This window comes from Roseateles sp. GW821-FHT09H10 (assembly GCF_059415865.1).
The window spans coordinates 236974-250965 of the sequence record NZ_JBWKOB010000006.1 but is presented as its reverse complement, the minus strand read 5'-3'; the positions used below and the strand labels follow the sequence as shown (position 1 = coordinate 250965).

Below are 13992 nucleotides of genomic sequence, written 5' to 3'. Positions count from 1 at the left end.
CCCGGCCGTGCGCTGGTCTTGGCAGGCGCGGCATGATGCCGACCCATGGCGGGCGTGCGGGGTCATGGGCGGCGTTGGGTGCTGGGCAGTCTGCTCGGCCTGCTGCTGCGCGGCGCTTTCGCCGCCGAACCCGCGCGGCCCCTGGTGATGCTGGTGGAGACCAGCGCGCTGATGCCCCAGGCGCGCATCGAAGCCGATCGAGTCATGGAGGGCCTGCATCTGGACCTGGGCCAGGCCCTGGCCCGCCGCCTGGGCCGCGAGCTGGTGGCCAGGCCGGTGCCGCGCAAGCGCCTGGCCGAGGCCCTGCAGCGCGGCGAGGGTGACCTGCTGTGCGACTACCAGAGCGACTGGCTGCCCGGTGCCTTCGCCTGGAGCCGGCCCTTCCTGCCCGACCAGGCCTTGCTGATCAGCGCGGCCGCCGTGCCGGCCCCTGCCGGGCTGACGGCGCTGGCGGGCCAGCCGGTGGGCACGGTGCGCGGCTACGTCTACCCCGAGATGGCCGATGCGCTGCGTTCGGGCTTCATGCGCGATGACGCGCCCGACGCGGTCGCCAATCTGCAGAAGCTGGAGCTGGGCCGCATCCGCCATGCCTTGACCGGCCGGCGCGTGCTGGAGTACCAGCAGCGCATCGGCCATTTCAAGCTGCCGCTGCACTCACCGCTGGTCGTGTCCGAGGTGATGGCCCAGTGCGCGCTGTCGCCGAGCAGCCCGGTGGGCCTGGCGGCGCTGAACGCCGCCATCCAGGGACTGGTCGGCGAGGGCGAACTGAATCGCCTGCTCGGCAAATACCGCTAGCCTGGCAGGCCGCGCCAAGTCAGTGACTTGGCCCTTCGCTAGGCATAAGACGCCCACTGCGCGTCTTATGTCCGAGCTCAGCCTTCGGCGATGCGCTTGGCCAGGTGGGCCAGCGCTGCTTCCACCTGGTCCACCAGCACCAGGCAGAGGTCGCCCGGCTGCAGCTTGGACAGGGCGCGGTCTATTGCCGTGAACTCGCCGACGATTTCCTCGATGTGCTTGGTGCGCGAAGCGCCTTCCAGCCCCGAGCGCAGCAGGGCCACGACCTCGCCGGCCTGACGGCCGCGCTGGCAGGCGTCTTCGTAGAGGATGACCTCGTCGAAGGCGGCGCCGAGGATCTCGGTCTGCACGCGGATGTCCTCGTCGCGGCGGTCGCCGGCGCCACTGATGACGACGCTGCGCTTGTTGGCCGGCAGCGCGGCGACAGCACCCACCAGCGCCTTCATCGCGTCGCCGTTGTGGCCGTAGTCGGCGATGACGGTCGCACCGCGATAGTCCATCACGTTGAAGCGGCCCGGCGCGTTGTCGGCGTCGTTGGCGAAGCTGCCGACGCCGCGGCGGATGGTGTCCCAGTCCAGGCCCACGGCCCAGGCCGCGGCGACGGCGGCCATGGCGTTCTCGACCTGGAAGCCGATCAGGCCGCCTCGCGTCAGCGGCACGTCGCGCAGCGGAATGCTTTCGCGCCACACGCCCTGGGCGGCGACAAGCTGGTCGCCGTCCACATAGACGCAGCGCTTGCCCTGGGCGCGGTGGGTGGCCATCAGCGGGTGGTGGCGGTCGGCGGCGAAGTAGATGACCTGGCCGGGGCAGACGGCGGCCATGCCGGCCGTCAGCGGGTCGGTGGCGTTCAGCACCGCATAGCCGTTGGGGGCCACGTTCTGCACGATGACGCGCTTGACCAGCACCAGGTCTTCCGCCGTGTGCAGGAAGTTCATGCCCAGGTGGTCGCCCGCGCCGACGTTGGTGACGACGGCGACCTGGCAGCGGTCGAAGCCCAGGCCCTCGCGCAGGATGCCGCCGCGGGCGGTTTCCAGCACGGCGGCTTCCACATCGGGGTGCATCAGCACATTGCGGGCGCTCTTGGGGCCGGAGCAGTCGCCGCTGTCGATCTGGCGACCGTCCACATAGACGCCGTCGGTGTTGGTCATGCCGACCTTGAGGCCGCAGCTGGCGAACATGTGGGCGATCAGCCGGGTGACCGTCGTCTTGCCGTTGGTGCCGGTGACGGCCACGACCGGGATGCGGCCGTCCTCGGCCTTGGGGCCCGAGCCGAACAGATGGCCGACGATGCCCTCGCCGACATTGCGGCCCTTGCCGAAGCTCGGGCTCAGGTGCATGCGCAGGCCCGGCGCGGCGTTCACCTCGACGATGCCGCCGTGGATCTCCTCCAGCGGGCGCAGCACGCTCTCGGCGACGACGTCGACGCCGCAGACATGCAGGCCGACGACCTGGGCCGCGGCGATGGCGCGGGCAGCGACTTCGGGGTGCACGTCGTCCGTCACGTCGGTGGCGGTGCCGCCGGTGGACAGGTTGGCGTTGTTGCGCAGGATGACGCGCTGGCCCTTGTCCGGCACGGATTCAGGGGCCAGGCCTTGCTGGGTCAGGCGCGCGACGGCGATGTCGTCGAAGCGGATCTTGGTCAGCGAGGTCGCGTGGCCGTCACCGCGGCGCGGGTCGGCGTTGACCTTGTCGACCAGCTGCTTGACCGTGTGCACGCCGTCGCCGATGACGTGGGGCGGGTCGCGGCGGGCGGCGGCGATGAGCTTGTCGCCGATGACGAGCAGGCGGTAGTCGCCACCCGGCAGGAATTTCTCGACCATGACCTGGCCGATCTCGTCGGCGGCCTTGTAGGCGGCCTCGATGCCCTCGCGCGTCGTCACGTTGACGGTGACGCCCTTGCCCTGGTTGCCGTCCTGCGGCTTGACGACGACGGGCAGGCCGATCTCCTCGGCCACGGCCCAGGCGTCATCGACGGACTCGACCGGGCGGCCGATGGGCACCGGCACGCCGGCGGCCTGCAGCAGGCGCTTGCACAGGTCCTTGTCCTGGGCGATGGATTCGCTGACGGCGCTGGTCGCGTCGACTTCGGCGGCCCAGATGCGGCGCTGCTTGGCACCCCAGCCGAACTGCACCAGGCTGCCTTGCGTGAGGCGGCGATAGGGCACGCCACGGGCGAGGGCGGCGTTGACGATGGAGCCGGTGGAGGGGCCTAGGCGGATGTCCTCGTCGAGCTCGCGCAGCTGGGCCAGCACGGCATCGGCGTCGAATTCGCCGCCATTCAGCGCGGCCAGCACGAGCTTGAGCGCCTGCTCGAAGGCCAGGCGGCCGACGTCTTCCTCGCTGTACTCGATGACGATCTGGTAGGTGCCGGCCTCCGGCGTGACATGGGTCTGGCTGAAGGTGACCGGGCAGCCGGCCTGGGCCTGCAGGGCCAGCGTGGCCTGCTCCAGCACCTGGGCCAGGGAGGTGTCGGTGCGCAGCTCGCCGATGGTGGGGAAGAGCTGGCGCAGGCGGGCCTCGAAGCCGGGCAGGCGTTCGAGCGAGCGCTCGGCGTCCTGGCAGTGCACGACGGCCTCGATGGTCGTGTGGCGGCTCCACATATTGGGGCCGCGCAGGGCACGGGTGCGGGAAACGTCCATGTTCTGTTTATGCGAGGTGGAGTGCGGGGACGAAGGTGTCGAGGCCGGCCGCGATGAGCTCGGGCGAGATGCCCAGGGCCCAGGCGGTGGCGACGGCAGCCAGCAGCGTGGAGGCGTCGGTGGCCTGGGCGCCGAAGCGGCGCAGCAGGGCGTCGATGTTGGCGCCGGGGGTCTCGGCGGGCCCTTGGGCCAGCACGGCGGCGCCGCCGCGCAGGAAGACGGCGCGCCCGCCACGGTCGCGGTGGTGCTGGACGGCTTCCAGGCCGCCGTCTTCGGCATAGAAGACGACCTCGCCGTCGCTGAGCTCGGCCATGTCCACGAGGCGCGGGTGGGCGGCATTCAGCACGCTGGCGCCGTCGCTGAGCACGACGTCGATCTGGGTGCGCAGCACCTTGTAGAGCTGGTCGCTGTCCTGCACGTCGAACTCGGCCAGGGCCTCGATGCCGTCCATGTCGGTGACAACGCCCACGAGGGCGCGGTCATAGGCAAGCCCATCGCGCAGGATGGAGGCGGGGTCGTTCTCGACGACGACGGCATTGACGCCACGGTTCATCAGCAGGCGGTGGGCGGCGTCCCAGCGGGCGCTGTTCTTCTTCTCGACACGGCGCGTGCCGAGGAAGAGGCCATCGCGGCAGGCCAGGCCGACATGGCGGCCGTTCAGGTGCAGCAGCCAGGCGACCAGGCGGGAGATCTGGTGGCCGCCGCGCGAGCCGGCCACGCCGACGATGGGGATGCGGCCCGACTCGTCCTCGGCGAAGAGGTGGTCGATGATGGCCTGGCCCACGGGCTGGGGCGCGCCGCCGGCGGGTTTCAGGTGCATCAGCAGGCCCGGGCCGGCGTTCACCTCGACGATGGCGCCACCGGTCTCGGAGAGCGGCTTGGAGATGTCCTCGGTGACGAGGTCGACGCCGGCGATGTCCAGGCCGATGGTTCGGGCCGCCAGCGACACGGCATGCGCCACCTCGGGGTGGACCTCAGGCGTGCAGTCGATGGCGACATTGCCGTTGCGCTGGATCAGCACGCCCTTGCCCTGGGCCGGCACGCTCTCGGGCGTGACGCCCTGGCGCTGCAGGTCCAGCAGCACGACGGGGTCCTCGCCGAGGATGATCTTGTTGAGGGGGAAGTCCTCGGTCAGGCCGCGGCGCGGGTCGGTGTTGATCTGCAGGTCGATCAGCTGGGCGACGCTGTGCGTGCCGTCGCCGTGGATCCAGGCGGCTTCGCCGCGCGCGGCGGCCACCACCTGGCCGCCGACCACCAGGATGCGGTGCTCGTTGCCGCGGATATAGCTTTCCACCAGCACCGAGGAGCCTTCCTCGTCCGCCAGCTTGAAGGCGGCGGCGCAGTCGGCCTCGTTCTGGATGTCCAGCGTGACGCCACGGCCATGGTTGCCGTCGCTGGGCTTGATGACGACAGGCAGGCCGATGTCCTGGGCGGCTTCCCAGGCGGCGGCGGCGCTCTTGACCTCCTGGCCGTCCGGCACCGGCACGCCGACGGCCTTCAGCAGGGTCTTGGTCAGGTCCTTGTCGCCGGCGATGCCTTCGGCGATGGCGCTGGTCATGTCGGTCTCGGCCGTCCAGATGCGGCGCTGGCGCTGGCCGTGGCCGAGCTGGACGAGATTGCCGTCGTTCAGGCGGATGTGGGGGATGCGCCTGTCGGTGGCGGCGGCCACGATGGCCGCGGTGGAGGGCCCGAGGTAGCAGTCGTCGAGCTTGTCCCGCACGCGGGCGACGGCAGCGGGCACGTCGAATGCCACATCGTTGATCATGGCCATGATCAAGGCATGACCCTCAGCCAGGGCCGCCCGCGCGACCTGCTCGTCGCGCGCCCGGAACACCATGCGGTAGACGCCCCGCTGGCTGGTGCTGCGCGTCTGGCCGAAGCCGGTGGGCATGCCGGACAGGTTCAGCAGCTCGATGACGATGTGCTCCAGCACATGGCCGCACCAGGTGCCCTCGCGCAGCCTCTCCAGGAAGCCGCCACGCTCGCCGACGCCGCAGTGGTGCTCGATGAGATTGGGCAGGGCGGCCGTCAGGCGGTCGTTGAAGCCGGGCAGCAGGTGGCTGGGGTGGTCTTCCAGTTCGCCGAGGTCCAGCCAGACTTCCAGCACCGGCCGGTAGGTCCACATATTGGGCCCGCGCAGGTAGTTGACGCGCAGCAGGCGGATGTCTTCTTTTTTGCTCATGAGGTAGGGGGTAGGCACGGCAAGCGCGTGGAATTGTGCGCCGAAGTCATGAAGGAGAATCGGCTGCGTCCGTAAGAGCGAACAACAACATGCAAGACCAACCTCCCGTGACCACGCCTCATCCACAAACGGCTGCCCTGCAGGGGCGGCTTCTGGCTGGCGAGAACGTGGTGGCCACGCAAGAGGTTGACCTGGACGCCCAGGGCCGCTTCGCCCAAGGGCTTGTCGCGCTGACGAATTCACGCCTGCTGGCCTTCGAACCCGGCCAAGGGACCTGGAGCGAGTTTCCGCTGGCGCCGGGCCAGGTGCTCAAGCTCAGCGACCATGGCGGCCTGGCCTTCATGGAGCTGTTCGACTCCCACCAGCGCCTGGCGCGCTGGCGCTTCACCCTGGCCTGCAACCCCACGGCGGTGCGCTTTGTCGACGCCTTCGACCGCGAGGTGGAGCGGGTGTCGGGCCATGCGGTGCGCGAGCAGGAGGAGGAGGGCGAGGATTCGGCCTTCGACTTCGGCGAGACCAGCGCGCCGCCCAGCACCTGGGTGCTGCTGCGGCTGTGGCGCTTCGCCCGGCCCTACCAGGGCCAGCTCTTGCTGGGCTTCGCGCTGATGCTGGGGGCCACCGGGGCCACCCTGGTGTCGCCTTACCTGACCATGCCGCTGATGGACCGGGTGCTCATCCCCTTCCAGAACGGCCAGGCTATCGATCCCGGCCTCGTCATGTGGCTGCTCAGCGGCCTGTTCGGCGCGGCCCTGGTGTCCTGGGGCCTGGGCTGGGCCAAGACCTATCTGCTGTCTTTGGTGTCAGAACGTATCGCGGCCGACCTGCGCACGGCCACCTTCGAGCATCTGCTCGGCCTGTCGCTGGAGTATTTCGGCAGCAAGCGCACCGGCGACCTGATGGCCCGCATCGGCTCCGAGACCGACCGCATCAGCGTGTTCCTGAGCCTGCATGCGCTGGACTTCATCACCGACGTGCTGATGCTGGGCATGACCTCGGTGATCCTGTTCAGCATCCACCCCGGCCTGGCCCTGGCCACCCTGGTGCCGCTGCCCTTCATCGCCTGGCTCATCCACCTGGTGCGCGACCGGCTGCGCACCGGCTTCGAGAAGATCGACCGCGTCTGGGGCGAGGTCACCAACATCCTGGCCGACACCATCCCCGGTATCCGCGTCGTCAAGGCCTTCGCCCAGGAGGCGCGCGAGGCGCGGCGCTTCAAGGAGGCCAATGCCAAGAACCTGCAGGTCAATGACCGCCTGAACAGGACCTGGAGCCTGTTCACGCCCACCGTCGCCCTGCTGACCGAGATGGGCCTGCTGGTGGTCTGGGGCATCGGCATCTGGCTGATCGCCCACCAGAGCATCACGGTCGGCGTGCTGACGGCCTTCCTGGCCTATATCGGCCGCTTCTATGCACGGCTGGACTCGATGAGCCGCATCGTGTCGGTGACGCAGAAGGCCGCCGCCGGCGCCAAGCGCATCTTCGACATCCTCGACCACGTCTCCAACGTGCCCGACCCGGTCAACCCCCAGGCCTTCGAGAACGTCACCGGCGCCATCTCCATGCAGGGCGTCAACTTCCGCTATGGCTCGCGCTCGGTGATCCGCTCGCTGAACCTGGACATCCGTCCCGGCGAGATGGTGGGCCTGGTGGGCCACAGCGGCTCGGGCAAGAGCACGCTGGTCAACCTGATCTGCCGCTTCTACGACGTGACCGAGGGCGCCATCAAGGTCGACGGCGTGGACCTGCGCCGCGTCAAGGTGTCCGACTACCGCCGCCACATCGGCCTGGTGCTGCAGGAGCCCTTCCTGTTCTTCGGCACCATCGCCGAGAACATCGCCTATGGCAAGCCGGACGCGACCCGCGACGAGATCGTCGCCGCCGCCCGCGCCGCCCATGCCCACGAGTTCATCCTGCGCCTGCCGCATGGCTATGACAGCCTGGTGGGCGAGCGCGGCCAGGGCCTGTCGGGCGGCGAGCGCCAGCGCATCTCCATCGCTCGCGCTCTGCTGATCGATCCGGCCATCCTCATCTTGGACGAGGCCACGTCCGCGGTGGACACCGAGACGGAGAAGGAAATCCAGCGCGCCCTGGACAACCTGGTGAAGGGCCGCACGACGATTGCCATCGCCCACCGCCTGTCCACGCTGCGCAAGGCCGACCGCCTCGTCGTCATGGACCGTGGCGAGATCGTCGAGCTGGGCCCGCACGACGAGCTCATCGCCATGCAGGGCCATTACTGGCGCCTCTGGGAAGCCCAGGCCCGCCGCGTGGACCAGGAGGACCTGGAAGACCACGAAGTCGCCCCCAACCCCAGCGCCCATACCGCCAACGCCTGAAGTGGACGACTGACATGACGACAAGCGAACGAGACCTGGAGCTGGACGCGGCCTGCGCTGAGCATGGCTTCGACCCCAGTCAGCCCCTGCAGATCGGCGGCCGCTACACCTCGCTGGTGCGCGATGGCCGCACCCTCTACCTCAGCGGCCAGATCCCGCGCATCGGCGACCACATCGCCGTGACCGGTGTCGTCGGCGCCGAAGTGAGCATGGAACGCGCCAAGCGGGCCGCCGCCATCTGTGCGCTGCGCGCGCTGACCCTGCTGCGCCAGGAGCTGGGCAGCCTCAACAGGCTGCAGGCCGTGCTGAGGGTGACGGTCTTCGTGCACTGCGAGGCCGGCTTCACCCAGCAGAGCGAAGTGGCCGACGGCGCCTCCGACCTGATCTGGCGCGTGCTGGGCCCGGCCGGTGCCCACACCCGCACCTCGGTCGGCGTGCTGCAGCTGCCCAAGAATGCGTCGGTCGAGCTCGACCTGATCGCCAGCGCCACGGAGTCCTGAATGAGCACGCTGCCCTTTCGCGACCTGCGTCTGGATGCCCACGGCCGGCTGCTGCTGACCGATTTGAACGGCGACACCCATGTGGCCGTTACGCCGGTACGCGCCCATCCCATCTCGGCGCCCGACGAGGGCCTGTCCCTGGTCGGCTCGCACGGCCATGAGCTCGCCTGGGTGGAGCGCCTGTCGGCCCTGCCCGAGGGCCCGCGCCGCCTGCTGGAGGCCGAGCTGGCCGCCCGCGAGTTCCACCCGACGCTCAAGCGCCTGATTTCGGTCAACACCTTTGCCACGCCCAGCACCTGGCGCATCGAGACCGACCGCGGCGAGGTCGATTTCGTGCTGAAGAGCGAGGAAGACATCCGCCGCCTGGAAGAGGGGCGGCTGCTGATCACGTCCACCCACGGCGTGCAGCTGCAGGTGGCCGACCGCTGGGCCCTGGACAAGCACTCCAAGAAGCTGCTGGAGCGCTTCCTCTGAGGGCGCGCCGTGGACGTCTTCAAGGCCAGGTCCACGGAAGAAGAACCACCGGCGCTGCTCGTGGTGCCGACGTTCCCGGCCCTGCTGCTGCTGTTCGGCGGCCTGATGCTGGCGATGTTCCTGTTCTGCAGCGGGGCGCTGCTGCCGTCGCGCCAGGAGCTGCAGGTCGTCGAGGCCCTGGGCGGGCGTGTGGATGCCGGGGCTGAATTGCAGCCGGGCGACTTTGTCGAATGGAAGCTCTCGACCTGCGAAGGCACTTGCCCGTCCTATCGCGTCAGGCTGGACCGCCATGGCGGCGTCGAATACGAGGGCCTGCTCTTCACCTGCAAGGCAGGCCCGCACAAGTACCAGATCAATGTCCGGCAGGCCGAGGCCGTACTGGCCGCGGCCGATGTCGCGCTGCGGGAGGCGGTCGCCGAGCCCTTGATCATCGATGCCCCCGTCGCGGCGGTCAGGTCGCGAGTGGCGGGCCGGAGCCGGCAACTGGACATCAGCCTGAGCTTTAGCGCGTCGCAAGGGCAGGTGACCCGCTTCTTGCGCGATGGCGCCCCGATGGTGCTGGAACCCAGCTGGCTGCCGGTCTGGACCAGCGCCTCGGGCGGCTACTGCCTGGGCCCGGGCGGCGAGCGGGTGCCCTACGAACCCTGGCCCGACAGCGCACGCGAACGATGATGAAACCCGTTGAACTCCGCCACGCCAGCCGTCTCGTCAACCATGGGCCCACCGTGCTGGTGGGCAGCGCCCATGAAGGACGCCGGAATCTGATGGCCGCGGCCTGGTCCATGCCGGTTGAGTTCACGCCGCCGCGCATCGTGGTGGTCATCGACAAGAGCACCTTCACGCGCGGCTTGGTGACGGCCTCGGGGCAGTTCGTGCTCAGCGTGCCCGGCGCCAGCCAGGCGGACATCGTCTACACGCTGGGCAGCGAGAGCGGGGTCGAGGGCGACAAGTTCGAGCGCTACCGGCTGGAAGCGGACGCCGGCCCGGTATTGGCGCTGCCGCTGTTGCGCGGCTGCGTGGCGCATCTGGAATGCCGCCTGATCGAGGAGCCGCACGCCCAGCTGGCCTATGACTGCTTCTTCGGCGAGGTGGTGTCGGCCCAGGCCGATGAGCGCATCTTCAAGGAGGGGCGCTGGCTCCCGCCCACGGCGGACAACGCCGACCTGCACACCCTGCACCACCTGGGCGCCGGCCTGTTCGGTGTGGCAGCCCAGGCCGTGCAGGCCCGGCGGATGGACACCGTCGGGTGAAGCAGAGTAATTCGGGCCGAGCGCTGGGCCTGCCATTGGCCAGAGGCCAATGTCCTTCCGTAGGCACAAGCAGTCCGCAGGGACTGCTTGTGTCCGACTCCAGTTCCCGAGCCGGCTCGTCTGGCGATGTGCTTGCGGCTCGATGCCGCAAGCATCGCCGTCCCCTCGGGGGGGGGCCGACCAGGCCTGCCGGCGTTCAGCCGAAACAGGACCGGGCGAGGGGCTTCATTCCTCCATTTGTGACTGCAGATAGTTCTGCTGGCCGACGGTGTTGACCAGTTCCAGCTGCGTCTCGAGGTAGTCGATGTGCTCCTCGGTGTCGTCCAGGATGGCGACGAAAAGTTCGCGGGACACGTAGTCGCGCACGCTCTCACAGTAGGCGACGGCATCCTTCAGGTGGGCGTAGCCCATCTTCTCGATCTTCAGATCGCATTCCATCGTCTCGACGGCGTTCTCGCCGATGTAGAGCTTGCCGAGGTCCTGCAGATTGGGCAGGCCGTCCAGCGTCAGCACGCGCTCGATGAGCTTGTCGGCGTGCTTCATCTCCTCGATGGACTCCTCGTACTCATGCTTGGCCATCTTCATCAGGCCCCAGTTCTTCAGCATGCGGGCATGCAGGAAGTACTGGTTGATGGCGGTCAGCTCGAGCTTGAGCTGGGCGTTCAGGTGGGCGATGACTTGGGGGTCGCCTTTCATGGAGGGCTCCAGATTCGTGAATTTGCCGCCAGTATCGCGAGCGAAAGCCCTTCGGCAAAACCGCTCTTTTTGCAAATGAGATCGATTCGCATTAGACTTCGCACCCATGATTGTTTGTGTCTGCCACCGCGTCTCCGACCGTGACATCGCCATTGCGGCGTCGTCGGGCTGCCCGAATTTCGAGGCCCTGCAGGACGACCTGCGCGTGGCCACGGCCTGTGGCGCCTGCCGCGACTGCGCCTGCGAAGTCTTCGAGGAAAGCCGCATCCAGGGTGGCGCCCGGGCCCGCAACGCGGCCGTCGCCATCCCTATGCTGATGCCTGCCTGACACGGCTCGTCAAGGGGCAGCTGGCCTGCCCCTACAATCCCATCCTTCGGCTGGCAATCGCCGCCGGCGCCCGTCCTGTCTGATCTTGTGTGTTGTGTTTTGCCGCAGCCGCTCGGGCTGAGGGCGAATTTGATTCAACAACACCAAGGAAACTCTCATGAGCACCATGCAATCCGGCATCGTCAAGTGGTTCGACGACGGCAAGGGCTTCGGCTTCATCACGCCCGCTGACGGCGGCAAGGACCTGTTCGCCCACCACAGCGAAATCAAGAACAACGGCGGCTTCCGCACGCTGGCCGAAGGCGCCCAGGTCGAATTCGAAGTGAAGCAGGGCCCCAAGGGCCTGCAAGCCGCGAACATCCGCGCGCTGTAATTCACGCCCCGGCCTAGTGCCCCGAGCCCGCGCCCCGCGCGGGCTTTGTGCTTTCTGGGCCTGCCGTCGACAATCCACCTCTTATGTCCGCACTGCCCGTCACCGCTCCGAAGGCCCTGACCGCTTACCGCCCCTTCTGGGCCAAGCGTTTCGGTCCCGCCCCCTTCCTGCCCATGAGCCGGGCGGAGATGGAGCAGCTCGGCTGGGATTCCTGCGACATCATCATCGTCACCGGTGATGCCTATGTGGACCATGCCAGCTTCGGCATGGCCGTCATCGGCCGCACGCTGGAGGCCCAGGGCTTTCGCGTCGGCATCATTGCCCAGCCGGACTGGAACAGCGCCGACGCCTTCAAGGCCCTGGGCAAGCCCAATCTGTTCTTCGGCGTCGCGGCCGGCAACATGGATTCCATGATCAACCGCTACACGGCTGATCGGAAGATCCGCAGCGACGACGCCTACACGCCGGGCGGCGAGGGCGGCAAGCGCCCCGACCGCGCGACCCTGGTCTACACCCAGCGCTGCCAGGAAGCCTTCAAGGACGTGCCCATCGTCATCGGCGGCATCGAGGCCTCGCTGCGCCGCATCGCCCATTACGACTACTGGCAGGACAAGGTGCGCCGCTCCGTGCTGGTGGACAGCAAGGCCGACCTGCTGGTCTACGGCAACGCCGAGCGCGCCATCATCGAGATCGCCCACCGGCTGGCGCGCCGCGAGCCCATCGAGGCGCTGACCGACGTGCGCGGCACCGCCTTCATGCGCCGCGACGACGACCCGACGGCCGAGGGCTGGTTCGAGCTCGATTCGACCGAGGTGGACCGCCCGGGTCGCATCGACGAGCTGATCAGCCCCTACCAGATCATCGAAGAGAACAAGGCCTGCGCGTCCAACGACGCGCCGGACGCGCCCAAGCCGATCAAGATCCACAAGACCGGCCGCATCGCGATGCCGCCGCGCGAGCGCACCGTGGTGCGCCTGCCCGCCTACGAGACGGTCAAGAGCGACCCGGTGCTGTATGCCCACGCCAACCGCGTGCTGCACCTGGAGACCAACCCGGGCAATGCCCGCGCCCTGGTGCAGCGCCACGGCGAGCGCGACCTCTGGATCAACCCGCCGCCCATCCCGCTGACGACGCCGGAGATGGACCATGTCTTCGACCTGCCTTACGCCCGCGCGCCGCACCCCAGCTACGCGGACGACACCGGCAGCCATGACGGCGCGACCAAGATCCCGGCCTGGGAAATGATCCGCTTCAGCGTCAACATCATGCGCGGCTGCTTCGGCGGCTGCACCTTCTGCTCCATCACCGAGCACGAGGGCCGCATCATCCAGAGCCGCTCGGAAGACTCCGTGATCCGCGAGATCGAGGAGATGCGCGACAAGGTCAAGGGCTTCACCGGCATCGTCTCGGACCTGGGCGGCCCGACGGCCAACATGTACCGCATCGGCTGCAAGAGCCCCGAGATCGAGGCTGCCTGCCGCAAGCCCAGTTGCGTCTACCCGGGCATCTGCCCGAACCTGAACACCAGCCACGACCCGCTGATCAAGATGTACCGCCGCGCGCGTGCGCTGCCGGGCGTCAAGAAGATCCTCATCGGCTCCGGCCTGCGCTACGACCTGGCCGTGCAATCGCCCGAGTACGTGAAGGAACTGGTGACGCATCATGTGGGCGGCTATCTGAAGATCGCGCCGGAGCACACCGAGAACGGCCCGCTGTCCAAGATGATGAAGCCGGGCATCGGCAGCTACGACCGCTTCAAGCAAATGTTCGAGGCTGCCAGCGCGGCCGCCGGCAAGAAGCAGTACCTGATTCCCTACTTCATCGCCGCCCACCCCGGCACCAGCGACGAGGACATGATGAACCTCGCCGTCTGGCTGAAGAAGAACGGCTTCCGCGCCGACCAGGTCCAGACCTTCTACCCGAGCCCGATGGCCACGGCCACGGCGATGTACCACTCCGGCAAGAACCCGCTGAAGGGCATCAGCCGTGACGAGACACGCGGCGAGAGCGTGGACATCGTGCGTGGCGAGCGCCGCCGCCGCCTGCACAAGGCCTTCCTGCGCTACCACGACGCCAACAACTGGCCGCTGCTGCGCGAGGCCCTCAAGGCCATGGGCCGGTCCGACCTGATCGGCAACGGCAAGCACCACCTGATCCCGAGCTATCAGCCGGTCACGGATGGCAGCTACGAAAGCGCCCGGCGCAAGAACTCCACCACGGCCAAGCCGGCGGCAAAAGCCCCGATGAAAGCGGCCACGCCTCGCAAGGGGCAGCTCTTGACCCAGCACACCGGCCTGCCGCCGCGGGTGACGGGCGCAGCTCGTAACAGCCCGTCGCGTCCGGGCAAACCCGGTAAGCGATAAGGCGAGCAGCGGGACATTTGCCCGCGCTTTTCGTGGCGGCTGCTGCGCGGATGCAC

At 68.6% G+C, this 13992-nt stretch carries 12 protein-coding genes; 9 read left to right on the top strand and 3 right to left on the bottom strand.

Features of this window, described 5'->3' with window-relative positions:
- Positions 1-45 precede the first annotated feature (45 nt).
- On the top strand, positions 46-795 hold the full coding sequence (locus AC07OY_RS24985) for a substrate-binding periplasmic protein (RefSeq protein WP_495045294.1): 750 nt from the start codon (positions 46-48) through the stop codon (positions 793-795).
- Positions 796-872: 77 nt separating this feature from the next.
- Here AC07OY_RS24985 and cphA read toward each other — a convergent pair whose 3' ends face one another.
- Together cphA and AC07OY_RS24975 are read right to left on the bottom strand one after the other, a co-directional pair.
- A complete protein-coding gene (cphA, locus tag AC07OY_RS24980) occupies positions 873-3434 on the bottom strand; it encodes a cyanophycin synthetase (RefSeq protein ID WP_495045293.1) in 2562 nt (853 codons plus the stop codon).
- A 7-nt stretch (positions 3435-3441) separates the two neighbouring features.
- Complete coding sequence (locus AC07OY_RS24975) at positions 3442-5616, bottom strand: cyanophycin synthetase (RefSeq protein WP_495045292.1); 2175 nt, start codon at positions 5614-5616, stop codon at positions 3442-3444.
- Between the two features lie 89 nt (positions 5617-5705).
- On the opposite strand from AC07OY_RS24975, the gene AC07OY_RS24970 reads away from it, so the two are divergent.
- Genes AC07OY_RS24970 through AC07OY_RS24950 form a run of 5 tightly spaced genes read left to right on the top strand, consistent with a single transcriptional unit; the run spans position 5706 to position 10176 of the window.
- Complete coding sequence (locus AC07OY_RS24970; protein ID WP_495045291.1) at positions 5706-7952, top strand: cyanophycin metabolism-associated ABC transporter; 2247 nt, start codon at positions 5706-5708, stop codon at positions 7950-7952.
- 14 nt (positions 7953-7966) lie between these two features.
- A complete protein-coding gene (locus AC07OY_RS24965; RefSeq protein WP_495045290.1) occupies positions 7967-8452 on the top strand; it encodes a RidA family protein in 486 nt (161 codons plus the stop codon).
- Positions 8453-8926: a cyanophycin metabolism-associated DUF1854 family protein gene (locus tag AC07OY_RS24960; RefSeq protein ID WP_495045289.1), complete on the top strand. Its 474-nt coding sequence runs from the start codon at positions 8453-8455 to the stop codon at positions 8924-8926.
- 9 nt (positions 8927-8935) lie between these two features.
- On the top strand, positions 8936-9598 hold the full coding sequence (locus AC07OY_RS24955; RefSeq protein ID WP_495045288.1) for a DUF6438 domain-containing protein: 663 nt from the start codon (positions 8936-8938) through the stop codon (positions 9596-9598).
- Positions 9595-10176, top strand: coding sequence for a flavin reductase family protein (locus tag AC07OY_RS24950; protein WP_495045287.1), 582 nt, complete (start codon positions 9595-9597; stop codon positions 10174-10176). Before AC07OY_RS24955 ends, AC07OY_RS24950 begins: the two co-directional genes overlap by 4 nt.
- Before the next feature lie 225 nt (positions 10177-10401).
- Here the strand turns inward: AC07OY_RS24950 and bfr are convergent, their stop codons facing one another.
- On the bottom strand, positions 10402-10872 hold the full coding sequence (gene bfr / locus AC07OY_RS24945; protein ID WP_495045286.1) for a bacterioferritin: 471 nt from the start codon (positions 10870-10872) through the stop codon (positions 10402-10404).
- A gap of 106 nt (positions 10873-10978) precedes the next feature.
- On the opposite strand from bfr, the gene AC07OY_RS24940 reads away from it, so the two are divergent.
- From AC07OY_RS24940 to AC07OY_RS24930, 3 genes are all read left to right on the top strand, one after another.
- Positions 10979-11200, top strand: coding sequence for a (2Fe-2S)-binding protein (locus AC07OY_RS24940; protein WP_495045285.1), 222 nt, complete (start codon positions 10979-10981; stop codon positions 11198-11200).
- A 166-nt stretch (positions 11201-11366) separates the two neighbouring features.
- Positions 11367-11573, top strand: a complete 207-nt coding sequence (locus AC07OY_RS24935; protein ID WP_199702093.1) for a cold-shock protein — start codon at positions 11367-11369, stop codon at positions 11571-11573.
- 83 nt (positions 11574-11656) lie between these two features.
- Positions 11657-13936 carry a YgiQ family radical SAM protein gene (locus AC07OY_RS24930; RefSeq protein WP_495045284.1) on the top strand — a complete coding sequence of 760 codons (2280 nt, stop codon included), beginning with the start codon at positions 11657-11659 and terminating at the stop codon, positions 13934-13936.
- Positions 13937-13992 lie beyond the last annotated feature (56 nt).

Bases quoted from the DNA above. Each gene is read 5' to 3' on its own strand.
- AC07OY_RS24985 (WP_495045294.1), top strand. From the start codon at position 46: ATGGCGGGCGTGCGGGGTCATGGGCGGCGTTGGGTGCTGGGCAGTCTG.
- cphA (WP_495045293.1), bottom strand. From the start codon at position 3,434: ATGGACGTTTCCCGCACCCGTGCCCTGCGCGGCCCCAATATGTGGAGC.
- AC07OY_RS24975 (WP_495045292.1), bottom strand. From the start codon at position 5,616: ATGAGCAAAAAAGAAGACATCCGCCTGCTGCGCGTCAACTACCTGCGC.
- AC07OY_RS24970 (WP_495045291.1), top strand. From the start codon at position 5,706: ATGCAAGACCAACCTCCCGTGACCACGCCTCATCCACAAACGGCTGCC.
- AC07OY_RS24965 (WP_495045290.1), top strand. From the start codon at position 7,967: ATGACGACAAGCGAACGAGACCTGGAGCTGGACGCGGCCTGCGCTGAG.
- AC07OY_RS24960 (WP_495045289.1), top strand. From the start codon at position 8,453: ATGAGCACGCTGCCCTTTCGCGACCTGCGTCTGGATGCCCACGGCCGG.
- AC07OY_RS24950 (WP_495045287.1), top strand. From the start codon at position 9,595: ATGATGAAACCCGTTGAACTCCGCCACGCCAGCCGTCTCGTCAACCAT.
- bfr (WP_495045286.1), bottom strand. From the start codon at position 10,872: ATGAAAGGCGACCCCCAAGTCATCGCCCACCTGAACGCCCAGCTCAAG.
- AC07OY_RS24940 (WP_495045285.1), top strand. From the start codon at position 10,979: ATGATTGTTTGTGTCTGCCACCGCGTCTCCGACCGTGACATCGCCATT.
- AC07OY_RS24935 (WP_199702093.1), top strand. From the start codon at position 11,367: ATGCAATCCGGCATCGTCAAGTGGTTCGACGACGGCAAGGGCTTCGGC.
- AC07OY_RS24930 (WP_495045284.1), top strand. From the start codon at position 11,657: ATGTCCGCACTGCCCGTCACCGCTCCGAAGGCCCTGACCGCTTACCGC.